The 25,917-nt window shown below is 51.8% G+C and carries 23 protein-coding genes and 2 tRNA genes; 13 read left to right on the top strand and 12 right to left on the bottom strand.

Translation table 11 applies throughout. The features are described 5' to 3' along the window. Positions 1–80 precede the first annotated feature (80 nt). Positions 81–800, bottom strand: a complete 720-nt coding sequence (locus tag L2731_RS10305) for a SapC family protein (RefSeq protein ID WP_249252992.1) — start codon at positions 798–800, stop codon at positions 81–83. A 1,322-nt stretch (positions 801–2,122) separates the two neighbouring features. Here L2731_RS10305 and L2731_RS10310 point away from each other — a divergent pair. The 5 genes from L2731_RS10310 (at position 2,123) to nagP (ending at position 9,970) form a co-directional block, all read left to right on the top strand. Next, on the top strand, positions 2,123–4,789 hold the full coding sequence (locus L2731_RS10310; RefSeq protein WP_249252994.1) for a family 20 glycosylhydrolase: 2,667 nt from the start codon (positions 2,123–2,125) through the stop codon (positions 4,787–4,789). Between the two features lie 262 nt (positions 4,790–5,051). Continuing rightward, the gene (gene nagK / locus L2731_RS10315) at positions 5,052–5,954 is read left to right on the top strand and encodes an N-acetylglucosamine kinase (RefSeq protein WP_249252996.1); all 903 of its coding nucleotides are present in this window, start codon (positions 5,052–5,054) and stop codon (positions 5,952–5,954) included. Between the two features lie 61 nt (positions 5,955–6,015). Beyond that, positions 6,016–7,146, top strand: a complete 1,131-nt coding sequence (gene nagA / locus L2731_RS10320) for an N-acetylglucosamine-6-phosphate deacetylase (protein WP_249252998.1) — start codon at positions 6,016–6,018, stop codon at positions 7,144–7,146. Positions 7,147–7,263: 117 nt separating this feature from the next. Further along, positions 7,264–8,451 carry a transmembrane glucosamine N-acetyltransferase NagX gene (gene nagX, locus L2731_RS10325; RefSeq protein ID WP_415837027.1) on the top strand — a complete coding sequence of 396 codons (1,188 nt, stop codon included), beginning with the start codon at positions 7,264–7,266 and terminating at the stop codon, positions 8,449–8,451. A gap of 214 nt (positions 8,452–8,665) precedes the next feature. Then, positions 8,666–9,970 (top strand): N-acetylglucosamine MFS transporter NagP, encoded by a 1,305-nt coding sequence (nagP, locus tag L2731_RS10330; protein WP_415837028.1) that lies wholly within the window; start codon positions 8,666–8,668, stop codon positions 9,968–9,970. Positions 9,971–10,350: 380 nt separating this feature from the next. On the opposite strand, the gene L2731_RS10335 is transcribed toward nagP, so the two are convergent. Both L2731_RS10335 and L2731_RS10340 read right to left on the bottom strand, forming a co-directional pair. After that, positions 10,351–10,426: transfer RNA gene (locus L2731_RS10335), tRNA-Thr, on the bottom strand. A gap of 7 nt (positions 10,427–10,433) precedes the next feature. Further along, positions 10,434–10,509: transfer RNA gene (locus L2731_RS10340), tRNA-Phe, on the bottom strand. Positions 10,510–10,895: 386 nt separating this feature from the next. On the opposite strand from L2731_RS10340, the gene L2731_RS10345 reads away from it, so the two are divergent. Further along, positions 10,896–11,450, top strand: coding sequence for a cytochrome b (locus L2731_RS10345; RefSeq protein WP_249253003.1), 555 nt, complete (start codon positions 10,896–10,898; stop codon positions 11,448–11,450). Next, a complete protein-coding gene (locus L2731_RS10350) occupies positions 11,447–12,022 on the top strand; it encodes a YceI family protein (protein ID WP_249253005.1) in 576 nt (191 codons plus the stop codon). Before L2731_RS10345 ends, L2731_RS10350 begins: the two co-directional genes overlap by 4 nt. Positions 12,023–12,097: 75 nt before the next feature. Here the strand turns inward: L2731_RS10350 and L2731_RS10355 are convergent, their stop codons facing one another. Further along, positions 12,098–12,376 (bottom strand): oxidative damage protection protein, encoded by a 279-nt coding sequence (locus tag L2731_RS10355; RefSeq protein ID WP_011864926.1) that lies wholly within the window; start codon positions 12,374–12,376, stop codon positions 12,098–12,100. 2 nt (positions 12,377–12,378) lie between these two features. Next, on the bottom strand, positions 12,379–13,437 hold the full coding sequence (gene mutY / locus L2731_RS10360; protein ID WP_249253008.1) for an A/G-specific adenine glycosylase: 1,059 nt from the start codon (positions 13,435–13,437) through the stop codon (positions 12,379–12,381). A gap of 283 nt (positions 13,438–13,720) precedes the next feature. Between mutY and trmB the strand changes: the two genes are divergently transcribed. From trmB to L2731_RS10390, 6 genes are all read left to right on the top strand, one after another. Further along, on the top strand, positions 13,721–14,437 hold the full coding sequence (gene trmB / locus L2731_RS10365) for a tRNA (guanosine(46)-N7)-methyltransferase TrmB (RefSeq protein ID WP_041510420.1): 717 nt from the start codon (positions 13,721–13,723) through the stop codon (positions 14,435–14,437). A 31-nt stretch (positions 14,438–14,468) separates the two neighbouring features. After that, entirely contained in the window at positions 14,469–14,792 is a 324-nt protein-coding gene (locus L2731_RS10370) for a YggL family protein (RefSeq protein ID WP_041510421.1), read from the top strand. Further along, positions 14,792–15,706, top strand: a complete 915-nt coding sequence (gene glsB / locus L2731_RS10375) for a glutaminase B (RefSeq protein WP_239849899.1) — start codon at positions 14,792–14,794, stop codon at positions 15,704–15,706. Before L2731_RS10370 ends, glsB begins: the two co-directional genes overlap by 1 nt. Positions 15,707–16,025: 319 nt before the next feature. After that, the gene (locus L2731_RS10380; protein WP_041510423.1) at positions 16,026–16,856 is read left to right on the top strand and encodes a YggN family protein; all 831 of its coding nucleotides are present in this window, start codon (positions 16,026–16,028) and stop codon (positions 16,854–16,856) included. A 345-nt stretch (positions 16,857–17,201) separates the two neighbouring features. After that, positions 17,202–18,143, top strand: a complete 942-nt coding sequence (locus L2731_RS10385) for a LysR family transcriptional regulator (protein WP_041510424.1) — start codon at positions 17,202–17,204, stop codon at positions 18,141–18,143. Positions 18,144–19,029: 886 nt separating this feature from the next. Beyond that, positions 19,030–19,692, top strand: coding sequence for a hypothetical protein (locus L2731_RS10390; protein ID WP_249253010.1), 663 nt, complete (start codon positions 19,030–19,032; stop codon positions 19,690–19,692). A 115-nt stretch (positions 19,693–19,807) separates the two neighbouring features. Here L2731_RS10390 and L2731_RS10395 read toward each other — a convergent pair whose 3' ends face one another. From L2731_RS10395 to proC, 7 genes are all read right to left on the bottom strand, one after another. Then, complete coding sequence (locus L2731_RS10395) at positions 19,808–21,649, bottom strand: DUF885 domain-containing protein (RefSeq protein WP_249253012.1); 1,842 nt, start codon at positions 21,647–21,649, stop codon at positions 19,808–19,810. 121 nt (positions 21,650–21,770) lie between these two features. Next, positions 21,771–22,910, bottom strand: a complete 1,140-nt coding sequence (hemW, locus tag L2731_RS10400) for a radical SAM family heme chaperone HemW (RefSeq protein ID WP_249253014.1) — start codon at positions 22,908–22,910, stop codon at positions 21,771–21,773. Further along, positions 22,910–23,509 carry an RdgB/HAM1 family non-canonical purine NTP pyrophosphatase gene (gene rdgB, locus L2731_RS10405; RefSeq protein WP_249253016.1) on the bottom strand — a complete coding sequence of 200 codons (600 nt, stop codon included), beginning with the start codon at positions 23,507–23,509 and terminating at the stop codon, positions 22,910–22,912. The genes hemW and rdgB overlap by 1 nt, the downstream gene beginning before the upstream one ends. A 141-nt stretch (positions 23,510–23,650) precedes the next feature. Beyond that, the gene (locus tag L2731_RS10410) at positions 23,651–24,085 is read right to left on the bottom strand and encodes a DUF4426 domain-containing protein (protein ID WP_041510429.1); all 435 of its coding nucleotides are present in this window, start codon (positions 24,083–24,085) and stop codon (positions 23,651–23,653) included. Between the two features lie 86 nt (positions 24,086–24,171). After that, positions 24,172–24,462, bottom strand: a complete 291-nt coding sequence (gene yggU, locus L2731_RS10415; protein WP_239849905.1) for a DUF167 family protein YggU — start codon at positions 24,460–24,462, stop codon at positions 24,172–24,174. Continuing rightward, positions 24,463–25,011 (bottom strand): YggT family protein, encoded by a 549-nt coding sequence (locus tag L2731_RS10420; RefSeq protein WP_220080195.1) that lies wholly within the window; start codon positions 25,009–25,011, stop codon positions 24,463–24,465. It abuts the gene before it with no gap. Between the two features lie 60 nt (positions 25,012–25,071). After that, complete coding sequence (proC, locus tag L2731_RS10425; protein WP_249253018.1) at positions 25,072–25,890, bottom strand: pyrroline-5-carboxylate reductase; 819 nt, start codon at positions 25,888–25,890, stop codon at positions 25,072–25,074. Positions 25,891–25,917: the final 27 nt, after the last annotated feature.

Consider the following 25,917-nt stretch of genomic DNA (forward strand, 5'->3'; position numbering starts at 1 on the left):
CCAGACGAGGGGCATCAGGGCTCAAAAAAGCAGAGCCGATATTTATGTACTCTCATATTATCGGCTCTGCTACTTAAAAGTTATTGCAACTTATCAAACTGATTTTGCTTGGCGATGAGGCGCGACATCTGATTGAGGGAGGCTCTGTGGGCATAAACAATCGGCAGCAAACCTTTCTTTCTTAGCTCGAGGAAATCTTCATCGCTCAGTTCGTTCAATGCCTTGTCATCGATCAGATAGACGCCATTGATATTGATCTTCTGCTCAGATCTTTCCAGCTTAATGGTCAGTTGCTGTGACACCAGTAGGTTTTTGTCTGCCAGGAATTGGCAAACCGCCTGAGTCTGTTGATGCATAGCGGCGACATCCAGTAGGGCATTGGTTCTTGCCGTCAGGTATTCGCTACGCTCCCCTTCATCGGTAAACAGGCGGTTACCTTCCGCCTCAGACACCATTGGGCTCTCCTCATCGATGCAGACGATCACGTTGTCGCCTTCCTCCGAGGTTCTGGCGATCGACAGGGGCGCATTGCTAAAGCCAATTGGGCTGATAGGGGCATCCCATTGGTTGCTTTGGCAATACAGGTTGACTTCGGGTTCGATCCCCATGATAGCCACAGGGATGAACTGACCCGTCTCACCATTCTTCACGAAGACGATAGGGAATTCGGCCACCAGGCTGGGGATCTCTCTGGCCAATACCGGGATCAGGTGCTCTTTACTGAAACGGCTGAAATCATTTGAATGGGTCAGCTTGATGTTGAGATGTTTTTCCGTTGAAAGGGGGACTATCTTCGCCATATTCTTACCTTAGTTAATTTTAGTTTGTGGTGTCTGTCTCAAGCGTTAATTGTCTAACCTGAGAAACGCTGGGTTAATCTTTTACCGCTAGTGGGGGCAAAAGCGCAAGTATTAATGTTTCGAGCTAGCCCGAAACAAGCCCTAAATTGGAGTGAAAAGACGTTAAGCCAGTCTCATCCCTACCCTTTGGGGATCTTAATACTTTTCTGTGTTAGGGAGCACTACTCCGGTTATCTCTCGCCTTACACATCTTTGTTCTGTTCCTCTCCTATATGGACACTTAGCACTCATTGTTTAGTGTTTTTTCGACTCTGAGTACTGTTAGCCTCTCTGAATGTTATCAATAGTTGACAGCGTTGTCATGTTTGTGTGGTGAAGAAGGCTTTGTTCGGCCTCTATGACAGCGTCTGTGCTTGGCGGCTTTCAGCGGTGTGATAAAAAATTGCCTCACAATGTCAAAAAAATGTAGAAATTCTGTTCTTTCTTAGGTAAATTAATCAATGACAGCGTTGTCATTTGCTTGTGTGGCACGTTTGTTTTGTAAGGTTTGCATTGTTAGGAAGAGGTCTCCTAACGTTTGCATTGGCAGTAGCCATTAAGTTTGTAGCAATGGTTATTGTGTTTGTTTTTTCCTATAGTCTCTCCCCAGATACTAGAGATGGCTAGATGTGTTATGTCTCAATTGGCGCCTTTATCGGTGGCACTTGATACATGATGCATCTAGCGCTTTTTTCTGGATTAGAGTGACGCCTGATGAGTGGGCGCTAGGGAAATGCGTAAGAGCGAGCAAAGCACAGCGCGGCACGGCACAGCAGGGCGTTCGTTGTCTTGCAGAGATTCAGATTAAATAAACAGATTTCTTTCATTGTCAGATGGCTGAGTGGTTTCTAAAGCCAGAACGCTTTCTATAGCCTGATTACTTGCCAATTCTAGATTGCCTGTAATTGCCAGGTGGGGTTCGGGGAGCCGCTAGATTTGTACAAGTCTGACGATGATCTATTTTCGCGGCGGCATTTTTGTTAATCGGCCAAGATGCGGCGGCAAAAAAGACCAAGCGCAATAAGTAAGTGATCAGCAATAGCGCAGGGAAAACGTTTGAGAGCAAGGCTGGATTTTTAGGTAAGTAGTTATTCTAAAATCAAAAAAGTAATGCAGTTATCGAACGTTTTAACAAGTTCGCTTGAACAGTTATTTATTAGGATTGGCATAAAGTGGTGGCTATCTCAGATATCGCAATAGCAGGAAGCTTATTGCCGATGCTGATGGGGAAGGGTAGCTGCAATGAGACTTGAACGTTCAAGTTGAGAAAAGTGAGGATAACAATGAATAATAAGCTCATACCAATAACATTACTCATTAGCCTAGGACTGATTGCCTGCAGTCAGCCAACCACTACTCAAGTCCCCAAGGATGAAGGCGCCGCGGCGCAGCAAGTTGTTGACAGCGAGCCGCAACAGGCGCTGCATCAATTTGCCACTAGTCTGGCGGTCAACTATCACACTCTGACCAATTATCCTCAGCAGTGCACTTCTAGCGGTGTCGACGGTCGTTGTTTTGCCGCCCAGATTGAGCTAATCCCAGGTGTTGATTTTGACCGTAAGGATTGGGCCATCTACTACAGCCAGATGCGACCGGTGAAGCAGGTGCTAAGCGATGCCTTTGAGCTAACCCAAGTGAAAGGGGACCTGCACCGCATCACGCCTACTGACAAGTTCAAGGGCTTTTACAAGGGTCAGCCGGTCGATATCGCCTTTCTTGGGGAGCTATGGCAGCTGTCGGAAACCGATGCCATGCCCAACTACTATATTGTCGTTCCCGGCCTTCAACCTGAGGTTATCACCAGCACTCAGCTCACCGTGGATGCCAGCACAGGCATGGAGCAGCGCCCCTATGTTGAGGCATATGTCAGCGCCGAAAGCCAATATAAGCGCAGCGATACAGACAGGTTAGCATGGGCGACCCCTAAGATATTGTTTGACGCGAACCAAGATATCGAGAGCCGCCCTGAGCTTGCCGTCAACGCGATTATCCCAACGCCGAAGCGACAAATCATAGAGAGTCAAAGTCCGGTATTATCGCTGGCCTCAGGTTATCATCTGGATTCAGGCAGTGTATCTAAAACCGCTGTCGAGGCGGCGCTGTCTCGCTTGGCGCGCCTGGGCGTGAAGCCATCGCCTCAGGGAGTCGCGCTTAAGTTAGAGAAACTGACGACTAGACTTCCCGAGGGGGGGTATCGACTCAGCATTACTGCAGATGGGATCACCATCGCTGCGAGCGACGATGCTGGTTTTTCCTATGGTTTGGCGTCGCTGACGAGTCTCATCTCGCTCGACAACCTGTCGCTTAATGCCATGCAGATCCAAGATGAACCAAGATATGGCTTTCGCGGCATGCACGTCGACGTGGCGCGTAATTTTCACAGCAAGCAGTTTATCTTAGATCTACTTGATCAGATGGCGGCCTATAAGCTCAACAAGTTACACCTGCATATGGCCGATGATGAGGGCTGGCGCCTTGAGATAGATGGATTGCCCGAGCTGACTCAGGTGGGCAGTCGTCGCTGCCACGATCTGAAGGAAGATACCTGTCTATTGCCTCAGTTGGGCAGTGGTCCATATGGTGACAGCAAGGTTAACGGCTACTACTCCAAGGCAGATTATATCGAGATCCTCAAGTATGCAGCTGCCCGGCATATTCAGGTGATTCCCTCTATGGACATGCCGGGGCATTCCCGCGCCGCCATCAAGTCGATGGAGGCCAGGTATCGTCGCCTGATGGCCGAAGGTAATGAGGCCGGAGCCAACGAGTACCGGCTTATCGACCCGCTCGATAAGACGCAGTATGCCTCGATTCAATATTATGATGACAACACGATCAACGTCTGTATGGAGTCCAGCTATCACTTCGTCGATAAGGTGGTGAGCGAAATTTCCAAGTTGCATCAGGCCGCAGGCCAACGCCTGGATCTTTACCATATCGGCGCCGATGAAACCGCCGGTGCCTGGGTGGAGTCGCCAGTCTGTCAGGCACTGCTAGCAGTCAAAGAGAGCGGCCTTGAGAGCGAGGCACATTTTGGTGCTTATTTCATCGAGCGGCTGGCGAATATGCTGGCCGATAAAGGGATTGAAACTGCGGGTTGGAGTGATGGCATGAGCCATACACGACCTGAGCGTATGCCGGCAAAAAATCAGTCCAACATCTGGGACGTGGTTGCTCATGGCGGCCATAAGCGCGCCCATGCACAGGCCAACTTGGGCTGGGATACGGTACTGAGTAATCCCGAGGTACTCTATTTCGACTTCCCCTACGAAGCCGATCCGAAAGAGCATGGATATTACTGGGCGAGTCGCAGCACCAACGAGCGCAAACTCTTTAGCTTCATGCCCGACAACCTACCGGCCAACGCCGAGCAGTGGACGGATATCGAAGGTAAGTCATTTGAGGCCGACGATACCCTTAAGCTCGATGATGCGGGCAAGCGAATCAGCGGCCCACTTAATCAAGGTGTCCGCTTCAAAGGGATCCAGGGACAGCTGTGGAGCGAGACGATTCGCTCAGACCAAGTAGTTGAATATATGGTGTTTCCTCGCCTGTTAGTCCTAGCGGAAAGGGCCTGGCATAAGGCCGATTGGGAAGTGCCTTATCAATATCAGGGGGCTAAATACAGCGCCGAGACTAACTACTTCACGGCCGAGATGCGCGAGAAGCAGAGAATTCAATGGCAGACCTTTGCCAACACCTTAGGTTACAAGGAGCTGGCCAAATTGGATAAGGCGGGGATCGCCTATCGTGTGCCAACGGTGGGGGCCAAGATTAAGGATGGCTACCTGCAGGCGAATAGCATCTACCCTGGACTCGGCATCGAGTATCGTGTCGATGGCGGCCAGTGGCGGCAATATACCGAGGCGGCTAAAGTCTCGGGTAGAGTCGAGGTGAGGGGCGTTGCCGCGGATGGTATGCGCAAGGGACGCATACTCAGGGTCAATTAGCATTTCACAAATAAAACGCTTAAATCAGGGCGGTTATCTATGAGTCGATAACCGCTTTTCTTCATGTCGCCTAGCTAAAGCAAATAGAGGGCCTAACAGGTCTAAAGCGGACAGTAACATCGAGGATTAGCTGTCATAAACTTAGCTAAAATTTTGAATGACAGCGCTGTCATTTTTGTTGTAACATGACATTAACTTAGTCAGTGGGCAGGGCGGGCGAAGCGAGATGCCCTGGATAATAAAACTGTGAATGAGGTTGGTAATGGGATTTAACCAGACAGAGGAACAGGCCCTCGTCATAGGCATAGATGGTGGCGGTAGCAAGTGCCGCGCGACTATCTATGCCGGAGATGACAGTGTAATAGGCACTGGTGTGGCCGGGCGTGCGAATCCGCTTTACGGCCTGACACATACCTTCGACTCTATCTCGCGCGCGACTGAGCTTGCTCTACAAGACGCCGGGCTAAAAGCGAGCGACAGCAAGACACTGGTGGCCGGGGTGGGCCTGGCCGGGGTTAATGTTGAGCACCTCTATCAGGCGATCAAAGAGTGGCAGCATCCCTTCGCAGAGATGTATGTCACCACAGATCTGCACACAGCCTGCATCGGCGCCCATAAAGGGGGCGATGGCGCGGTGATCATCACAGGTACCGGCTCTTGCGGTTATGCCCACGTGGGCGAGCAGTCCCTGAGCCTGGGTGGTCACGGATTTGCTCTGGGCGATAAAGGTAGTGGCGCCTGGTTAGGCCTCCAGGCCGCCCAGCAGGTGCTGTTAGATCTCGATGGCTTTGGTCCGGCGACTCTGCTCACCGAGCGTTTATTGGATCACTTTAAGGTCAGCGATGCCATGGGCATAGTCGAGCACCTGGCGGGGAAATCATCCGGTTGTTATGCCACTCTGGCGCGCACGGTGTTATCTTGTGCGCAGGCACAGGATGAAGTGGCCAAGGCGATAGTGGTCGAGGGCGCAGAGTATATCAGCGCATTGGCGCACAAGTTGTTTGAGATCCATCCGCCGCGTTTTTCCATGATAGGTGGTCTAGCCGAACCCTTGGCACCTTGGCTGGATAAGCGAGTGGTCGACAAGATCTCGCCAATACTTGCCCCGCCAGAGTTAGGTGCCGCCTATTATGCGCGTCAGCAGTTAGGCTTGAGCCAGGCATAGCCTGTGTCACTTAGCCAGTCGCAAATAGCTAGTCGCAGATGATGTTTTGCCAGGAGAATAAATGAAACAGACACTCATTGCCGAGCGGGTATTCGACGGTGAACACTTCCACCACAACCAGGCCATCACCATAGAGGATGGGCGTATCGTCTCCTTTGACAAGGCGAGTGACGTCGAGCCCATTTTGCTTGCCGGCACCCTGGTACCCGGCTTTATCGATGTACAGGTCAATGGCGGCGGCGGCGCCCTGTTCAACGACGCGCCCAGTATTGAGAAGATAAAGACCATAGGCCTGGCTCATGCCAAGTTTGGTACAACGGGCTTCTTGCCGACCCTGATCACAGATGATATTCAGGTGATGCATGCTGCTGCCGATGCGGTGGCTGAGGCGATCGCCCTGAAAACACCGGGCGTGCTAGGGATCCATTTCGAGGGGCCGCATCTTAGTGTGCCTAAGAAGGGAGTGCATCCGGTCGATTTTATTCGTCGAATCTCAGATGAAGAACTCGCGATATTCGCTCGCAATGATCTCGGCACTAAGGTGGTGACACTAGCACCGGAGAATGTGGCGCCAGAGGTGATCCGTGCCTTAGTCGAGTGTGGCGTCAGAGTCTGTCTCGGTCACTCTAATGCCGACTACGACACTGTAGTTAAGGCGCTCAATGCCGGCGCAACAGGTTTTACCCATCTGTTTAATGCCATGTCGCCCATGGATTCTAGGGCGCCGGGCATGGTGGGCGCTGCGCTCGAGAGCCAAGCTGCCTGGTGCGGCCTGATTGTCGATGGGCACCATGTACACCCGGCGTCGGCCAAGGTGGCCATCGCGACTAAGCCTAGAGGCAAGGTGATGCTGGTGACGGACGCCATGCCGCCGGTCGGCATGGATGATGATGCCAGCTTCGAGCTATTTGGCACGCAAGTTGTGCGTCAGGGAGATAGGCTGAACGCCGTGACGGGTGAGCTTGCCGGTTGTGTGCTGGACATGAATGGTGCGGTCAACAATAGTGTTGACATGCTTGGTGTGGCTCGTGAAGAGGCACTACGCATGGCATCGAAATATCCCGCCGAGTTTATCGGTCAGCGTCAGCGTGGCATATTCACCATAGGTGCCAAGGCGGATATGGTGCTGCTGGATCAAGACAACAGGGTTGCACGAACCTATATAGATGGCCAGCTGATTAATCAGGCCTAGCGAGTCTTCTGTGTGCATGGCCGTTTGTGTTCTGTGCTTAAAATTCTATTGCTATTAGCCCCTTAGGTTATACCTTGGGGCCTTAATTATAATAATAACCATAAGAGAGACGCCCCGATGGAGCCAAAGCTAGATAGCCATCCTAAGCCAGCAACTAAGCCAGCCTCTATGCCAGCCAATAAGCCCAGGCTGAAGTCGCTCGATGCCCTAAGGGGCTTCGACATGTTTTGGATCTTAGGTGGCGAGGCCTTGTTTGCGGCGCTGCTTGTATGGACCGGCTGGCAGGGATGGCGTATCGCCGATGCCCAGATGCATCACAGCCAGTGGCATGGGTTTACCTTCTATGATCTTATTTTTCCCCTATTCATCTTTCTCTCCGGCGTTGCCTTAGGCCTGTCACCAAAACGTTTGGATTCACTGCCTTGGCCAGAGCGCCTGCCGCTTTATCGTCATGCGATAAAGCGTCTGTTCTTGTTGCTTCTGTTTGGCGTGCTCTATAACCACGGCTGGGGCACGGGCATGCCCATGGCGGCTGATGAGATAAGGTATGCCAGTGTGCTTGGGCGTATCGCCTTTGCCTGGTTCTTTGCCGCCTTATTGGTTTGGCATACCGACCTGAAGACGCAGATCATCATCGCAATCGGGATATTGATTGGATATGCCGCTATGCAGCTCTGGCTGCCGGTTCCCGGCGGCGTAGCCGGGGACTTCTCTATCTCTGGCTCCATCAACGCCTATGTGGATAGTCAATTTCTGCCCGGGATCACCTATCAGGGCAGGGCGACAGACCCCGAGGGGATCCTCTCGACCCTGCCTGCCATAGTCAATGCCTTGGCCGGCGTCTTTACCGGTCGCTTCATCGTTAAGCCTCATTCCAAGTGGGGAGGGGCAAAGGGCGAGTGGGCTAAGGTCGGCATCTTGTTACTTGCCGGTTTGCTCAGCCTGGGGCTCGGCTGGTTGATGAACCCTTATATTCCGGTAAACAAAGATCTCTGGACCAGCAGTTTCGTCTTGGTCACCCTGGGCTGGAGCCTTATCTTGTTAGCCATCTTCTATGCGCTGGTGGATGTCATCAAGCTGCACAGATTGGCCTTCGGGTTTGTGGTCATTGGCTGCAATGCCATCATCATCTATCTGGCGTCGAGCCTGGTCAAATGGGAGTATCTCGCCACTAGCCTCTTCGGTGGTGTGATGCGGGCACTTCCCACTGATATGCAGCCGCTGGGGTCTGCCTGCGCCTTGCTGCTGGTGCAGTGGTTACTCCTCTACTGGATGTATAAGCGCGGTATCTTCATCAAGGTTTAAGTCTTGTAGAGGATAATGTTCGGGCAATTTGGCAAGGAAAACGTTGAGTTAGCCTGCTAAGGTTAAAAAGCTAAAATGACAGCGTTGTCTTTTTCTGTTTTATGTTTTAACATCGGTGAAACAAGGGAGCAACTTGTCGCCCAAGCTGTAAATGTACCAAGCCGATATCACAGCGCTGATATCCAAAGATTAATTACTATAAGAAAACAGGCTTATGGAAATGACATTAAATAGTGAAAGTAAGCGCAGCAGCGTGATCCCTATGGCGATCGTTGCCGGGCTCTTCTTTATTCTGGGTTTTGCGACCTGGCTAAACGGGTCCTTGATGCCCTACCTCAAGCAGATCCTGCAACTTACCCCACTTCAAGCCTCCCTCATTCTCTTCTCCTTCTATATCGCCGTGACCTTTACCGCATTACCCTCGGCCTGGGTGATCCGTAAGGTGGGCTATAAGACAGGGATGGCGATGGGCATGGGGATCATGATGATTGCCGGCCTGCTATTTATTCCTGCGGCCAAGACACAGATATTTGCGCTATTTCTATTTGCCCAGCTGGTTATGGGCACGGGCCAGACCCTGCTACAGACGGCGGTGAATCCCTATGTGGTCAGAATTGGTCCCGAGGAGTCGGCCGCCGCTCGCGTGAGTGTCATGGGGATCCTGAACAAGGGCGCTGGTGTTATCGCCCCTTTGGTGTTTACCGCCCTTATTTTGGATAGCTTTAAGGACAGAGTCGGCATGGAGCTGACTCAGGCGCAGATCGACGAGATGGCTAACGGCCTGGTGTTCCCATATCTGGGCATGGCTATCTTTATCGGTGTGCTGGCGCTGCTGGTGAAGAAATCGCCTCTGCCAGAGCTTGAAAATGAAGACGAGCAAGAGCAGGGCACCAAGGGTCATACCCGTGAGGCGCTGTCTCATCCTAATCTGGCATTAGGGGTAGTAGCACTGTTTTTCTATGTGGCGGTGGAAGTGATCGCCGGCGACACCATTGGCACATTCGCCCTCTCTCTTGGGGTCGAGAACTATGGTGTGATGACCTCATATACCATGATCTGTATGGTTATCGGTTACTCGCTCGGTATCCTGACCATTCCACGTTTCATCTCTCAGCCTAAGGCCTTGATGATCTCGGCGATATTGGGCTTGTTACTGACGCTGGGGATCTTGTTTGGTGACAACGAGTCCTATGCGATCGCCAATGCCTTACTGGTTCCATTCGGTGGTGCCATGCTACCGGACACCCTATTGATGATCGCCTTCTTAGGTTTGGCTAACGCCATCGTTTGGCCCGCGGTATGGCCGCTGGCGCTATCGGGTATGGGCAAACTGACCAGCACAGGTTCGGCGCTCTTGGTGATGGGCATAGCAGGCGGGGCCTTCGGACCGCTGTTTTGGGGATTAACCAGCTCTGCTACCTCGCTCGGTCAGCAGGGTGGCTATATGGTGATGTTGCCTTGCTACCTGTTTATCCTCTTCTACGCAGTAAAAGGTTATAAGATGCGTAGCTGGAAGTAGCCTTATACCAATCACAATAAGTATGTGATCAGAAATAGCGCAGGAAAAACGCTTGAGAACAAAGCAGGATTTTTAGATAAGTAGTTATTCTACAATTAAAAATACTAATACAGTTATCGAGCGTTTTAACAAGCTAGAATGATCAATTATTTATTACGATTGGTATTAGTTATTTCATCAAATCAAAAAGGAGCCTAGTGCTCCTTTTTTGCTGTCTGCTTTCTAACTTAGTCCGCTTTCTAGCTTATGCCATGAAGGCGTTAACAGGAAAGGCTGGATAATCGCTGGCTATAGGGGAGGGGCTGAATATAAAGAATTGAAGCAAAGAGTGAAATCATACAGATATAAAAAAGCCCCGACATTGTCGAGGCTGTTTTATATGGTGCCGGCACCAAGAGTCGAACTCGGGACCTACTGATTACAAGTCAGTTGCTCTACCAACTGAGCTATGCCGGCTAAATTGTGGTGCCCGAACCCGGAATCGAACCAGGGACACGAGGATTTTCAATCCTCTGCTCTACCGACTGAGCTATTCGGGCAACTAAACTAAGTGTCTAGTTAACTACTTCAAACCAGGTCTCTGTGACCCTTGCCGTTTGGAGTGCGCGTATAATATAGCGCTGATATTTATCCTGCAAGCGCTTTTTTGGAGAAATTTAACTGCATGGCTAGTTAATGTGCAAAGTGCTGGCTTTTTGGCATTTATGCCGTTTTTTAGCACAGTGGCTGTGGTTAAAACCCAGGTTTAAGCCACTATTTGTTTTTAAGGGGGCATTTTCAGGCCTCTTATTTCTCAATGCTCCACTTATCTCGTTTGTCTTGGCGCTACCTTTCTAAAAATTAGAAGTTTATTGGCGAAATTACGCGATATTCGTCGATCTAAATCGAAGTTAATATGCTGTTAAGTGATAAATGAGGAAGAATCGTGCTTAAAAATACCCAGAGCCGCTACGGAGTGGTGAGCATAGGCCTGCACTGGCTATCGGCGTTAGCCGTATTAGGGCTTTTCGCCTTAGGTGTGTGGATGGTCGAGCTGACCTATTACAGCCCCTGGTATAAGCGAGCGCCGGATATTCATAAGGGCATAGGCGTCTTGCTCATGGTGGTGACCCTGTGCCGTCTGCTGTGGCGCTGGTTAAATCCTGCCCCCAAGGCTCTGCCTGAGCATAAAAGGTGGGAGAAGTTGGCCGCCGGCCTGATGCACCGCCTGCTTTATCTGATGTTGCTCGGCATGTTGGTCTCAGGCTACCTGATCTCGACAGCCGACGGCAGACCCATAGTCGTCTTTTCTCTTATCGAGCTGCCGAGTCTAGGGCTGCTGTTTGAGGAGCAGGCCGACATCGCCGGCTGGATACACAAGTATTTGGCCTATGGATTTATTGCCTTGGTTGTCCTGCACGCCTTAGGCGCCATTAAACACCACCTTTTAGACAGAGATGCCACATTAAAACGAATGTTAAACATTAAGGAGATACAATGAAAAAGACGTTAGCCACAGCCTTGATATCGGCTTCCCTCATGCTGCCTATGGGGGCCAATGCCGCCGATTATGTGATAGATACTCAGGGCGCCCATGCGTCAATACAGTTTAAGGTGAGCCACTTAGGTTACAGCTTCGTGGTGGGGCGCTTTAATGAATTCGCCGGAGGCTTTAGCTTCGATAGCAAGCATATGGGTGATGCCAAGGTAAATGTAACGATCAACACGGCGAGCCTCGACTCTAACCACGCCGAGCGTGACAAGCACCTGAGAAGCGAGGATTTCCTTAATGTCGCTAAGCATCCAGAGGCAAGCTTTAAATCGACCTCGGTCAAAGAGCTGGGTGACGGCAAGTTTGTGCTCAATGGCAACTTGACACTCAACGGCGTGACTAAGCCTGTGGCAATCGATGCAAAGTTTATTGGTGAAGGGCAAGACCCTTGGGGTGGCTACCGCGCCGGTTTCGTCGGCCAGACAGAATTTGCTTTGAAGGACTATGATATCAAGATGGATCTGGGCCCCGCGTCCAGCCATGTGACCCTAGATTTCGTGGTCGAAGGCATTCGTCAGTAGTGACTGCTTAAGCAAGTCCCCATTATAGAAAAAGCGCCAATAGGCGCTTTTTAATTTTATAGAGCGAGTAATTTATTACTCGTCATCTTTTTGCGGCACATAGCCTTCGATCTCGACCTCTTTGCCCTCAAACAGGAAGTTCACCATCTGCTCTTCGAGGAACTTGCGATCGTCAACATTCATCATGTTGAGTTTCTTCTCATTGATCAGCATGGTCTGCTTGGCCTGCCAGAGCGACCAGGCTTCCTGGCTGATGTTGTCAAAAATTCGCTTACCGAGTTCACCCGGGTAGAGCTGAAAGGCTAGGCCGTCTGCCTCTTTCTTCAGATACTGGCAGTTCACTGTACGCGCCATGATTACTCCTTATTTGATACTGAACCTAAGCTGGAGAGGATCCGCTCGGTGGCGGCGGCCAGACCAACCTTCGGTGGCTTGGCTATGTTATACCAGAGAGAGGCGCTCTCTTCCATGATCTCATGTGCGCTTGTGGCCTTGCGGGCGACAAAGGCGCTGATATCCAGATGGAAATGGCTGAAGGTGTGACGAAAGCTATCAATTGGCTCCTTGCTGGTCAGTGTCAGGCCTTTATCTTCGGCAAAGGTCTCGAGTGCCTCCTGGCTGTCGAACTGCGGAAAGCACCAGAGCCCGCCCCAGATCCCAGCCGGTGGGCGTTTGCTCATCAGCACCCTATCGTCATCTTTAATCACCAACATATAGCCGAGCTTTTCCGGAATCGTCTTCTTTGGCTTTTTGCCGGGAAACTCAGTCTGGCGCCCCATCAGCTGCGCCTTGCAGTCTATGGCGACGGGGCAGAGCTCGCACTTGGGCTTAGAGCGGGTACAGATACTGGCGCCAATGTCCATCATCGCCTGGTTGTATTGGGTGACGCCCGCTTTTGGCGTCTGGGTTTGAGTGAGTTGCCACAGCTGCTCCTCCACCTCCCGCTTACCCGGCCAGCCTGCTATGGCGCCGTGTCTGGCGAGCACTCGCTTGACGTTACCATCTAAGATGGGGTGATGCTGACCAAGAGATAGTGAGAGTATTGCACCCGCGGTGGAGCGACCAATTCCTGGCAAGGCGAGTACCTGCTCGAACTCTGTGGGGAAGGCTCCATCATATTCGCTGGCAATTATCTGCGCACACTTATGTAGGTTACGCGCCCGGGCGTAATAGCCAAGGCCGGTCCAGTGATGCAGCACCTCATCCTGATCGGCGTTTGCCAAGTCCAAGATAGTGGGGAAACGTGCCATAAAGGCTTCGAAGTAGGGGATAACGGTCGCCACCTGCGTCTGCTGCAGCATGATCTCGGACACCCAAACCTTATAGGGGGTCTTATCTTGTTGCCAGGGGAGATGCTTGCGTCCGTGTTTGTCGTACCAGGAGACTATGCGCTGGTGAAATTGCTCTGTTTTCATGGCGCTCAGTCTATAGAGGGGCAAGGTTTTTCTCAAGGCAAATGGCATCTCTAAGCCGGCATGGCTCGCGCGCCGTGGGATAATTGGTATACTTTGGCAACATAGGGCTTGCCTTAGCGCAGTATCTTTGGATAATGCCCTTCTTTTTATAATTTTCCAATCATATAAGTGTCAGGATCCCATGGGATCATATGAGTTGGTCTGTCGAGCCTTGAGCCGCTTGACGCTGACTTTTTCTCGGCGCTATATGGCCAACCACAGGCAGATCTGAGGCTGAAAGATAATGAGCGAAGTGACCACCGCAGAGTTTAACGAAGAGGGTAAATACCTTCGCAAAGTGAGAAGCTTTGTTTTACGTGAAGGACGTTTGACCAAGGGCCAGGCACAGGCCATGGAGCAACAATGGCCTATCATGGGGCTGGACTATTCGCCCGAGCCGCTGGATCTGGTCAAGGTGTTTGGCCGCGAAGCCGATACCGTATTGGAAATTGGTTTCGGCATGGGCGCCTCACTGGTTGAGATGGCTAAGGCGGCTCCCGAGCTTAACTTCATCGGTATCGAAGTGCACAAGCCTGGTGTCGGTGCCTGCCTGGCAGATGCGGCAGAGGCCGGTGTCACTAACCTGCGCGTGTTTCACCATGACGCCATTGAGGTATTGGAAAACAGCATTCAAAGCGGCAGCCTGGCCAGAGTACAACTATTCTTTCCTGATCCTTGGCATAAGAAGCGTCATCATAAGCGCCGTATCGTGCAGCCCGAGTTTGCCCAGCTTATCCGTCGCTGCCTGAAGGTTGGCGGTGTGTTCCATCTGGCGACCGATTGGGAAAACTATAGCGAGCATATGTTAGAGGTGATGAGCGCCGCGCCCGGTTATAAGAACCAGGCACAAGAGGGGGATTTTGTGCCTCGTCCGGATCATCGCCCACTGACCAAGTTTGAGGCCAGGGGTCATCGTCTGGGACATGGCGTCTGGGATCTGATGTTCGAGCGTACCGAGTAAGCTTTATTTCTATATAAAAGAGGGAATACACATGGCAACACGTAGTCGTCGTTTACGTAAAAAATTGCGCATTGATGAGTTTCAAGAGTTCGGCTTCGATGTGAATTGGACCTTCGATGATTCGGTAACCGAAGAGCAGATCGATGCTATCGTCGATCAGTTTATCGACCAGGTGATCGAAGAGCGAAAGCTGGGTTTCCACGGTGGCGGCCATAAAGAGTGGGAGGGCATCATTGCCACTCAAACCATTGGCAAGTGCACCGAAGAAGACAGGCAAGCCGTGAGTGACTTCTGGAAGAAGCAGCCGGCTAAAGATGTTGTGGTTAGCGAGCTGTACGACATCTGGTGGAACTAATGCCACAGAAGGACCTGCTCGAGACCATTATCGAGCAGGTGCGTCCTCTGCTGGGAAAGGGCAAGGTCGCCGACTATATTCCTGCCCTGGCCGAGGTGGATCCTACCAAGCTTGGGATCGCCGTGACCACAGTAGACGGTCAAACCATAGGGGCTGGAGACTATCTCGAGCCCTTTTCGATCCAGAGTATCTCCAAGGTCTTTAGCCTCACGGTCGCCCTGACTCTGTATGAGGAGGGGGAGATCTGGTCGCGTGTCGGCAAGGAGCCATCGGGGCAGTCATTTAACTCCCTGGTGCAGATTGAGCTCGAGCGCGGGGTGCCGAGAAACCCCTTTATCAACGCTGGTGCCCTGATCATCGCCGACCTGCTGCAGAGTCGTCTCGGTGCGCCCAAGCATCATATGCTTGAGGTGGTCAGAAAGCTGAGCGCCGATCCCCATGTGATTTATGACAAGCGTGTCGCGGCCTCAGAATATGAGCATAGTGCCCGCAATGCGGCGATTGCCTACTTGATGAAGTCGTTCGGCAACTTTAACAACGATGTCGATAGAGTACTGAAAAACTACTTTCACTACTGCGCGCTTAAGATGAGCTGCGCCGATCTCTCAAGGGCCATGCTCTATCTGGCCAATCGTGGCCAGAGCCTTTCTGGGCAGCAGGTGGTTTCCCCCATACAGACCCGTAAGCTTAACGCCTTGTTGGCGACATCTGGCCTGTATGATGGCGCAGGTGAATTTGCCTATCGCGTGGGCATGCCTGGCAAGAGTGGTGTGGGCGGCGGTATCATCGCCGTGATCCCGGGCGATATGAGCATCTGTGTCTGGTCACCCGAACTCGATAAGAACGGTAACTCCCTGGCGGGCACCGCCGCGCTGGAGCGACTCTCCCAAGCCCTGGGACGCTCTATCTTCTAATAGTGCGTCTATTCGAGGCGCTCTTTTTGTTCTACCTTTTCACTCTTAGCCGGTTTCCTTTTCTCCCTTTCCTTTCTTTTCTTCTATCAGCCTCCATTCTCTCGATGGTGAAATTTGCTAAAAACTGGCAGAAGGCTTTACTTTTCTGAGCTCCTTGCCGACTGGCTGGCTCTATCTTATAACGCTAAATTTACCTAATCTATTGATTATATTTAATTAGTTAAAATTGGCACGATACCTGTATTGTTAGCTCTCAATGACACATGGTGCACCTTAAGCTTCACATCATGTGATTTTCAATGACTTAAGGATTAAGAATATGAAGAAATTGACCGCATCTCTTGGACTGACAGCTTTCGTACTTGCCACTACCAGTGCCGCTTGGGCCGGTGAGGATAAGGACAACCATATTTCGTTCGGCAGAGATGACAAGCAGTGCGAGGTGAGCCTTAACTATGATGTCTCGGTAGAGCCGAGCAAGCTGGTGGTCAGTGAAGCCAAAAAAGAGGTATATCGCATCGAGCTTGGTCGTCTCTATGTTAACGGTGACAAGGTTGAGCTTAACGATAAGCAGCAGGCCCTGGTTAACCAATATGCAGGTGAGGTGTCAAAGCAGCTGCCCGAGGTGATCGACGTGGTGCATGACGCCGTCGATATTGCCTCTACCGCGGTTAGCATGGCGCTCACCCCTCTGTTAGGCGACGCCGCCGGTGCCAAGATTGATGAGATGATGGACGGTCTGTCTCAGCGTATCGACACGGTTGCCTATCAGAATGGCGACAAGTTTTACCTGGGGGCGACCGAATCTTCTATAGAAGATACCTTCGGTAAAGAGTTCGAGCAAGAGATGGAGCAGCTGGTGCAGAGCTCTATCGGTAGCATGATGATGACCCTGGGTAGCGAGATGATGAAGGGCGACGGTGAGAGCTTCGAAGAGAAGATGAACGCCTTCTCTGCTAAGATGGACAAGGTGGGCGACGATATCGAAGCCCAGATTGAACAGCAGGCAACGGATCTCGAGGCGCGCGCCGACAAGCTGTGTGACAACTTCCAGCAACTGGTTGCCTTAGAGTCTCAGATGCGTAGCGAAGTCCCGGCGCTGCGCGACTATCCACTGGTTAGCGCTAAGCAGCAAACCCTGCGCGAATAAGTCGCAAACAATTTCCTCTGGCAAAGCAAGATCCACATTTCCCTGCACTTACCTTGGGTGCAGGGCTTTTTTTATTCTGGGCCCACTATTCTTATGACTTTTCCTCCACTCCTAACTGGGTGTATAGTGGCTAGAAAATAGGTATTAGAATCAAAGAGCAAATCTTTGGTATACTTGTAAAAAATAATAACAATGCTGGCGAAATTTCGATAACGAAATGGCTAACAGTCTGACTCTACTCTTAAAATAATCTGCATAGTCAAGGGGATAACTTCGAAGTCAGGAGGTATCTCCATGATTTATAATTGGTATTTATAGGGTCGCATACACCTTAAGGCTATTTAAATGTTAGAACTTTTAGAACCTATTGCAATTTTTACTCATGTTGCTCGTGCCGGGAGTTTTAGCTCTGCTGCGCGAAAATTGGGGATTTCTAAATCAAAGGTCAGTACTCAAGTTGCCGATCTTGAGCATAAATTAGGTGTTCAGCTGATACAGCGTACCACTCGGAGTCTGAGTTTAACCGAAGCCGGACAGCTACTTTATGCCCAGGGTGAAGAGTTGCTTCGCGATGCCGACCAGGCGGTTGCCAGCGTGCACAATCTTAACGATGCCACACGCGGTGTACTCAAGGTGGGGATCTCCCAATCTTTCGGTACCATGCACATCATTCCTGCCTTGCCCGATTTTATGGCCAGACATCCCGAGCTGGAGCTACAGGTAAGCCTGTTGGATCATAAGGTGGATGTGGTCAGTGAAGGTTTGGATCTGCTATTGACCATGTCTGAGCAGTTACCACTCGGCATGGTGGCCAGGCCGCTGATGAAGTGTCAGTTCCTGCTGGCGGCATCGCCTGAGTATGTCGCCAAGCACGGCTACCCTGAGCGCCCCGAGCAGCTGGTGGATCATAACTGTCTGGTGTACCACGGTGAGTGGCACGAGCATAGCGTCTGGCAGTTTAAGAAGGGTGACGACTACTGCGAGATAGGTGTATCGGGTAATTTCAGGGTCGATAACGCCCCTGCGCTCAAGTCTGCCGCGGTAAGTGGCCTGGGTGTCGTCTATCTTGCCAGTTACCTGCTGGAAGATGAGATAGAGAAGGGCACACTGGTGCCGCTATTGCCAGAATGGCAGTTGACTCACCATCTGCCACTGCAGGCCGTTTACCCAAGACGTAAACACCTGGCACCTAAGGTTAGCGCCTTTATCGACTTCATTAAGGATCATATCGGTTCACCACCCTATTGGGACGAACCATACGCCGCCCTGTATGCCCAGCGTAAATAGCAGGATGTGGCTGAAAAAACAGCATTTTATCCATGTTGTTGTTAAGGTTTTTGCTACTTTCAGTTATCAATAACTTAAAAACATTGTTCTGATAACAAGACGATAACCCCCGGTATTTTTTGTGTTGGGGGTTATTCTTTTATAATCATGTGGTTACACTGGTATTACCTCTCTGTTTCGTGATGACTTATTTAGCTCAAACTAAAGCTTGAAAGTAATTCACGTTGCAGTCCGTTCTTAATTTAATACAATGGTGGCAGTTGATATCGGGATGACCTGATTCAGTTAGCCGAGCCAGAGAATGACCCCTCTCTCGTTTGGTTACACAGGTCGGCGTTACTGCAATCTTGAATCAATGCTGGCAGCGGTTTAAGAACTAAAACAATGCTAGCCTTAAAACCATCATCCTAGTTTTGGTTTACCCCAGCAAAGATTGCTGGGGTATTTTTCTTTTAGCTCCTTATCTTTTCATCACCTTGCTTTTGTCCTTCAATCCCCCTAGGGCCTGTTTATCTTTCGCGTTCATTTATGCATCATTCTGTATCGCTTTTATACAAGGCAGAGCGATTGTAATCTAGTGTGCTACATCAATGAGCGATAACGCAGTAGAAAAATGATACAGACGTTGCCCGCAGGGTTCGTCTTGAGCACGTTCAACTCTTTGTTACTCGGCTTTTATATAGAATAACTATACTCCAAGCCTCATGCCGCGATTTGAACGTGCTCAATTAGAACAAAATTTGCTCTCAAAAGGTCAACAGGCCCTAGCCTTTTTGACCGCTCGATAAAGAGAATTTAATCTGTTGTCGATGGCACCTATATGCAGAGCAGGTTATTGTGCTGCACAGTTCAATCGAATCGGCCTCTAATGAGTAAAGGGATATTTATGGCTCGTAAACTACTGTTTTCAATTCTCGCCCTGGTTAGCTTAGTCATTCTGGCGGGCATCTACCGTTTTAACTTTACCCATGATGACCTCTATGTGGTGCAGGAGGATGGCAGTGTCGTCCCATTAGATGAAGATATCGACAGGGTCATGCTGACCCTCTTTAGCATAAAGGCTCATGAGGGCTGGTCTATCAAGCTGCCCGAGTCCCAGTCGCAGCCCCCGGCCGAGGCGAGGCTGACCCGTGTCGATCTCAGTGGCGACAGACGCTTTGCCAGTGGCGATTATCAGGATGGCCCAGAGCGTGGCAGCGTGCGCCTCGATTATATGAAGATGTTGACCCTCAACTATGTCGGTGACGCTGACCAGATGCTGTTTGTGGCGCCCTTCTTTGTCTCCAATCAGGGCAGTGGCGTGTTCGCCTACCTGGGCCTGTTTAATCTCAATCATAAACGCGGCGATATCGCGCAGTTAGGCAGTGTTTTTATTGGAGACAGAATCGAGATCCGTGACTTGCAAGTTGAAGAGCCATTCGATGTGACTTCGAGTGTGTCGCTGAGTTATCTCCCCCATGGCGACGAGCAGAGTATGGCCGAGGCGCCTGCTAAGCTGGTGACTAAGCTTATTAAGGTGACGCCATCGGGCTTTAGCGAGCAGCGCTAAGGCCATTATGAATACATGAGCCTGAGTTAATGACTATTTGCAGGTAAATGTAAAAAGGCCGCTCTCGTTTAAGAGCGGCCTTTCTTATGGACAATCTTGAATATAAGGTCAGCTGTTAGGCCTTGTGGGCCCAGTTCATTACCTTAGATTCCAACACATCCAGCGGTAGTGGCCCGTTCTTGAGTACCAGGGTGTGGAACTCACGAATATCGAACTTATCTCCCATGATGGCCTTGGCCTTCTCGCGAATATCGACAATCTTGAGCATGCCTATCTTGTAGGCGGTCGCCTGAGATGGCATCACGATATGACGTTCAACCATCTTGATCGCATCTGATTCGGCATTTGGAGTGTTGTTGACATAGTATTGGATCCCCTGCTCGCGGGTCCAATGCTTAGCATGGATCCCCGTATCCACCACCAGTCGGCATGAGCGCCATAGCTCCATGGAGAGGCGGCCGAAGTCAGAGTAGGGATCTTTATACAGGCCCATCTCCTTAGGGAAGAACTCACTGTACAGTCCCCAACCTTCGATATAGGCGGTATAGCCACCGAACTTCCTGAATTTAGGGATCCCCTCTAGCTCCTGGGCGATGGCTATCTGCATGTGATGACCCGGTGTGCCCTCATGGTAGGCGAGCGCCTCCATCTGGTATTTGGGCATGGCGTCCATATCATACAGGTTGGCGTAGTAGGTGCCAGGGCGACTGCCATCGGGCGTCGGCTGATTATAAAACGCCTTACCGGCAGACTTTTCTCTAAACGCCTCGACCCGTTTGACTATCATGGGGGCCTTGGGTTTGACATAGAACACCTCATCGAGACGCGAGGAGATGTTATCTATCAGCGTCTTGGCATCTTTGAGATAGGCGGTGCGGCCCTCTTCCGTGTCAGGATAGTAGAACTGCTTGTCTTCACGCATAAACTTGAAGAAGGCCTTGAGATCGCCCTTGAAGCCGACCTTCTTCATGATGGCGCGCATCTCCTGATGGATGCGGTCGACCTCGGCAAGGCCCAGCTGATGGATCTCATCGGCTGTCATCTGGGTGGTCGTGGTGCGTGCCAGGGCGTTGTTGTAAAACGCGTCACCATCTCTAAACTTCCACACGCCATCTTTGGTATCGGCGCGCTTCTCTAGGGTTTCTATGTAGGCGATAAGTTTGTCATAGGCGGGCTTGACCTTGGCGGTCAGCGCCTGCTTGGCCTCATCGAGCAGCTTATTGCGTTGATTATCCGCTATCGCAAGCTTGGCCACCTTACGCTGAAAATCGGCCCAGATGGCGCTGTCATCCGCCTGGTCGAAGGGGGCGCCGCTGATGATGTTGCGGCTGTCGGACAGCACATAGGCAAACACAAACTTAGGCGCTATGATGCCGGCCTTGGCGCGCTCCTCTAATGCTTCTTCCAGCTGCTGCATGTAGTGGGGCACACCCTTGAGACGGCTGATATAGGCCTCGGCGTCGGCGACGCTGTCTATCTGATGTTGGTTAATCAGGAAAGAGGGCACCATGGCGTGGCCGCCATACATCTGGTTAACCGGGTAGTTGTAAAGGCGCCACTTATAGTCCTTGATGCTCTCTTCAAGTTTCTGGGTCAGCAGGTCATAACTCAGCAGCGTCTGCGCATCTAACTTACTCTTATCTATCTGTTTGAGCTGCGCGAGATGTCGCTTATCTCTAGCCAGGCTCTCCTTATCGGCGGCTTCGCCTCGCTCATCCCATTTGCCGTAATCTGTCTTGATCCCAAGCTGGGTCTGACTCATGGGGCTGGCCATCACATTTTCCATGAAGATGGTTTCGAAGAGTTGGTTAGCCTTTTCCGATTCTTGCGCGCTAATCTTTTGTGCGGGTTCGCTGGCGCTAAGTAGAGGGAGTGAAACTGGCGCGGCGTGTACAGCGCCAGAAAGTAGTGTCGCCAAGGTGATGGCGAGCATAGTTGTTTTTGTTTTTATTGGCATAACTTTATTAGTTTAACTTGGCTTAGATTGACTAGTGCCTGTTATCCTAATAAAGCTGACGATTAAATATGCAAACTAAGTGTTAGAAAATGTTTCTGTTCCCCTCGTCTGAGGGGAAAGATTATTCGCAAAACAGTCCAAGTAGCTCGTTGACAAACATCTGTCCCTTGGACGTAAGCTGCCAGTGATCGGCTTCTATGATCACCAGACCCTTTGCCGCCGCCCGTGCCATGCCGTCATCCAGTACATCTGCAGAGAGGCCGGTGCGTTCCTCAAACTCGCGCCTAGGGATAGGCGACATCAACCTGAGGCGATTCATCAGGTATTCCAGCGCCCTGTCTTCCGCTAACACCTCGCTCTTATCGAATAGATAATCACTGGCGCCCAGATAGCCCTTGGGATGCTTTATCTTCACCGTGCGGTAGATGCGCTGCTCATTCACTAGGGTTATCTTGCCGTGGGCACCGCAGCCTATCCCTAAGTAGTCACCAAACTGCCAGTAGTTGAGGTTGTGACGACAACGATAACCGGGTTTGGCGTAGGCGGAGATCTCATACTGTTCATAGCCGAGCGCGGCGAGGCGTTGCTGGCCCTGCTCATAGATCTGCCAAAGTGCCTCGTCGTCAGGCAACTGTGGCGGCTTAGAGTGGAACAGGGTATTGGGCTCTATGGTGAGCTGATACCAGGAGAGGTGAGGCGGATTGAGGGCCGCCGCCTTATCGATATCGTGCATCGCTTCCTCGAAGCTCTGATTGGGCAGGCCATGCATGAGATCCAGGTTAAAGCTCTGGTAACCGGCCTGGGCGGCCTTGGTGGCCGCGACCTCAGCCTCATGCTTGTCGTGAATTCTGCCGAGCAGATTCAGCTTGTCGCTGGAAAAACTCTGCACTCCGATAGAGAGGCGAGTCACCCCGGCGGCGAAATAGGCGCTAAAGTCATCGTGCTCCAGGGTGCCCGGGTTGGCCTCCATGGTGATCTCTATATCCTCTGCAAAGGGGATCTGCGCCTCGACGCCTTTGAGGAGACGCCTTATCTGGGCGGCATCGAATAGCGACGGTGTGCCGCCACCGATAAAGATGGAGTGCAGGCTGCGCCCCTGAACATAGGCGGCATCGTTAGCCAGATCGGCGAGCAGGTCATTCACATAGGCCTGCTGCGGCAGCTCACCATGTTGACCATGGGAGTTGAAGTCGCAGTAGGGGCATTTCTGCACGCACCAGGGGATATGGATATAGAGGCTGAGCGGAGGAAGCTTAAGCATTAGCCGAGAACACCCTTGGCCTTGAGCTCGGCCAGTAGCAGCTGCATCGCCTTGCCTCTGTGGCTGAGGGCATTCTTCTCGTCGCTGCTTAGCTCGGCGGCGCTGCACTCATGCTCGGCGGGAATAAAGATAGGGTCATAGCCATGGCCGTTGTCGCCCCTAGGCTCGAAGCCGATAGTCCCTTCCCAGGATGCTTGGCAGATGATGGGCGTCGGGTCTTTGGCGTGGCGCATATAGACCAGGATGCACTGGAAGCGGGCGCTGCGCTTGTCGCTGTTAGTCAGCGCGTCCAGTAACTTGTTGTAGTTATCGCTGTCACTGGCGCCTTCGCCGCCGTAGCGGGCCGAGTAGATGCCGGGGGCACCCTCTAAGGCGTCTACTTCCAGGCCGGAATCGTCGGCGATGGCTGCAAGGCCGGTTACCTGGGCGGCGTGGCGAGCCTTGATGATGGCGTTCTCGACGAAGGTGGTGCCGGTTTCCGGGACCTCTTGAACATTAAATTGGCTCTGTGGCAGGACTTCGATGCCAAATTCGGCAAGGATCTCGGCAAACTCTTTCAGTTTTCCCTTGTTGCCGCTGGCTAATACGATTTGATTCATTTTCGCTGACTCATGGTGGCAGGTTTCAATGGCCGCCATGATACCCAAGCTGGCGGGGAAACGATAGGGCATCTGCTTAAATAACAACAAGCCGCGCAGGGCGCGGCTTCAACTGGGTTTGAAGTGGCTTAATGGGGCCGTTTAATCGACGTAAAACTTCTGCTTAAACTTCAGCTGGGTGTTGAGCTTGTTGCCATATTTGATGGCAATCTGAAAGTTGATCTCCTGATCGTCCCGGTAGGGCACCTCGGCGATGTAGTAGATAGCCTCACCCTCGCGGATCTCCTTGAAGGTCAGCTCCACCCTGGCATCGAGCAGGTTGTTGGCGATCCCCGAGATCTCAACGGGTATCGCCGGATTCCCCTCGGCGCTGGTATCGAGCACCGAGATGTTGATTAGGCCGGTATAGCTACTGCGCTTGATGCCGTAGGTCTTGGCGATGGAGGGGGTGATGAAGGTGCTGCCCAGGGCAACATAGTGGATATCAAAAGTGCCGACGCTCTGTTTCTGCTCCGCCGCGGCATTGCCCATGCTAAGCAGTGTCAGCGCCAGGGCACAAAAAAGGGTACGTATCATGGTGATCTCCTGTCACGGGATAATTGATTCTAGTATAGCTATTAAAGTCTTAGGCTGCGGTGCCCTGGCTTATTTGCTTACACATTTCATGGGATTAAGGCCAAGATCTCCGCGGGGATCTCCTTAGGCATCACCACGCGGATCTGCTTGTGGCGCCCAAGTTCTCCGTTCTCGATAAGGATATTGCCCTTAGCCGTCTTAAACTGTTTCGAGAGAAACTTACACAGGTGGGCATTGGCCTTACCGTCGATAGGAGGGGCGGTAATGGCCACCTTAAGCTCGTCGCCATGGGGACCAACAATCTGGTCCCGGCTGGCCTTGGGCTGAATATAGAGCCTGATGACGAGGTCATCCTCTTCTTTGGTGACAACCGCCATCTAGACGTTGGCCCAGAAGGGAACGTATTGCGACAGCAGCTTGTTGATGAAGATCAGGCCGAACATGAAGATCATCACCGAAAAATCCAGGCCGCCCATGGGCGGAATCACCCGGCGGATAGGGGCGACCAGCGGCTCGGTCAGCTGCGCCATCACCATCTCGATGGGATTATGTCCCTGGCTAACCCAGCTGAGGATGGCGCGTAGGATAAGCATCCAGAACAGCAACACGCCCGCCTGTTTAACTACAGAGACCAGCGCCACCAAGAGTATGATAGGCAGGTTGATGGCGGCGCCCGCCATCAGGCTGAGGATCACAAACTTGATTACCACCACCGCCAGGGCGAGTACCACTGAGGCGGTATCCAGGCCACCTAGCGGCGGCAGGAAGCGGCGCATAGGGCCAACTACGGGATGGGTCGCCTTGACCACAAACTGGCTGAAGGGGTTGTAAAAATCGGCGCGGGCCAGCTGCAACCAGATACGAATGATGACCACCATGAGGTACAGGTCAAACAGGGTGTTCACTAAAAAACTTAATGCATCCATTGTGTTTCTCTACTGTGCTATATCGAATAAAACTAGGGTTAAACCTATATAAGGCCAGCCCTAAAACTGCTTCGCCATCTCCTGAGCCCTGTCCATGCAGTCGTGCATGGCGGTGCGCACTATCTCCCTCAGGCCGGCGCGCTCAAACGCCGCCAGGGCCTGAGCCGTGGTGCCGCCTTTAGAGGTGACATTTTCCCTTAGTTGCGCCGGTGAAAGTTGTGGGTTCTGCTTCACCATTGAGGCCGCACCTAATGCGGCCTGCTGCACCATCTCGCGGGCCGTCTGCTCGTCTACGCCATCGCGTTTGGCACTGTCAATCATAGCCTCCATCATAAGGAAAAAATAGGCCGGCGAGCTGCCCGCCAGGGCGATCACCTGATTGAGATCCTCTTCCTTTTCGACCCATACGGTTTCACCGCCCGTCTGCATCAGCTGCTCACACAGATGGCGGTCCTGCTCGCCCACGCCTGGCTCGGCGTAGAGGCCCGTCATGCCGAGGCCTATCTGAGTCGGAGTATTGGGCATGGTGCGGATTAGCTGAATGGGCTGCTTGAAGAAGGCGTGATAGCGCTCGGCCGTGACACCTGCGGCGATGGTGACGATAAGCTTGTCTTTCAGGTTGAGTCCGCTCATCGCCTCGCACACCTGCTGCATCAGCTGTGGCTTGACCGCCAGTACGATAACGTCGGCCCCATCGGCGGCCTTCAGGTTGTCGTGGGAGACCTGGATGCCTAAATCCTGTTTCAGGGCGATGAGTTTGCCTTCGCTTGGGTTGGTGGCATGAATAAGCTGAGGTGCATAGCCTCCCTTGACCAAGCCGCTGGTGATGCTGCGAGTCATGTTGCCCGCGCCGATAAAGCAAATCTTCTTCTGTGTCATAAGGGTCTCTATTTATTCGTCTAACTA

The organism is Shewanella aquimarina (genome assembly GCF_023349185.1).
GTDB classification, from domain to species: domain Bacteria; phylum Pseudomonadota; class Gammaproteobacteria; order Enterobacterales; family Shewanellaceae; genus Shewanella; species Shewanella aquimarina.

Coding starts and splice junctions, on each gene's coding strand:
- L2731_RS10305 (WP_249252992.1), bottom strand. CDS start 800: ATGGCGAAGATAGTCCCCCTTTCAACGGAAAAACATCTCAACATCAAG.
- L2731_RS10310 (WP_249252994.1), top strand. CDS start 2,123: ATGAATAATAAGCTCATACCAATAACATTACTCATTAGCCTAGGACTG.
- nagK (WP_249252996.1), top strand. CDS start 5,052: ATGGGATTTAACCAGACAGAGGAACAGGCCCTCGTCATAGGCATAGAT.
- nagA (WP_249252998.1), top strand. CDS start 6,016: ATGAAACAGACACTCATTGCCGAGCGGGTATTCGACGGTGAACACTTC.
- nagX (WP_415837027.1), top strand. CDS start 7,264: ATGGAGCCAAAGCTAGATAGCCATCCTAAGCCAGCAACTAAGCCAGCC.
- nagP (WP_415837028.1), top strand. CDS start 8,666: ATGGAAATGACATTAAATAGTGAAAGTAAGCGCAGCAGCGTGATCCCT.
- L2731_RS10350 (WP_249253005.1), top strand. CDS start 11,447: ATGAAAAAGACGTTAGCCACAGCCTTGATATCGGCTTCCCTCATGCTG.
- L2731_RS10355 (WP_011864926.1), bottom strand. CDS start 12,376: ATGGCGCGTACAGTGAACTGCCAGTATCTGAAGAAAGAGGCAGACGGC.
- mutY (WP_249253008.1), bottom strand. CDS start 13,437: ATGAAAACAGAGCAATTTCACCAGCGCATAGTCTCCTGGTACGACAAA.
- trmB (WP_041510420.1), top strand. CDS start 13,721: ATGAGCGAAGTGACCACCGCAGAGTTTAACGAAGAGGGTAAATACCTT.
- L2731_RS10370 (WP_041510421.1), top strand. CDS start 14,469: ATGGCAACACGTAGTCGTCGTTTACGTAAAAAATTGCGCATTGATGAG.
- glsB (WP_239849899.1), top strand. CDS start 14,792: ATGCCACAGAAGGACCTGCTCGAGACCATTATCGAGCAGGTGCGTCCT.
- L2731_RS10380 (WP_041510423.1), top strand. CDS start 16,026: ATGAAGAAATTGACCGCATCTCTTGGACTGACAGCTTTCGTACTTGCC.
- L2731_RS10385 (WP_041510424.1), top strand. CDS start 17,202: ATGTTAGAACTTTTAGAACCTATTGCAATTTTTACTCATGTTGCTCGT.
- L2731_RS10390 (WP_249253010.1), top strand. CDS start 19,030: ATGGCTCGTAAACTACTGTTTTCAATTCTCGCCCTGGTTAGCTTAGTC.
- L2731_RS10395 (WP_249253012.1), bottom strand. CDS start 21,649: ATGCCAATAAAAACAAAAACAACTATGCTCGCCATCACCTTGGCGACA.
- hemW (WP_249253014.1), bottom strand. CDS start 22,910: ATGCTTAAGCTTCCTCCGCTCAGCCTCTATATCCATATCCCCTGGTGC.
- rdgB (WP_249253016.1), bottom strand. CDS start 23,509: ATGAATCAAATCGTATTAGCCAGCGGCAACAAGGGAAAACTGAAAGAG.
- L2731_RS10410 (WP_041510429.1), bottom strand. CDS start 24,085: ATGATACGTACCCTTTTTTGTGCCCTGGCGCTGACACTGCTTAGCATG.
- yggU (WP_239849905.1), bottom strand. CDS start 24,462: ATGGCGGTTGTCACCAAAGAAGAGGATGACCTCGTCATCAGGCTCTAT.
- L2731_RS10420 (WP_220080195.1), bottom strand. CDS start 25,011: ATGGATGCATTAAGTTTTTTAGTGAACACCCTGTTTGACCTGTACCTC.
- proC (WP_249253018.1), bottom strand. CDS start 25,890: ATGACACAGAAGAAGATTTGCTTTATCGGCGCGGGCAACATGACTCGC.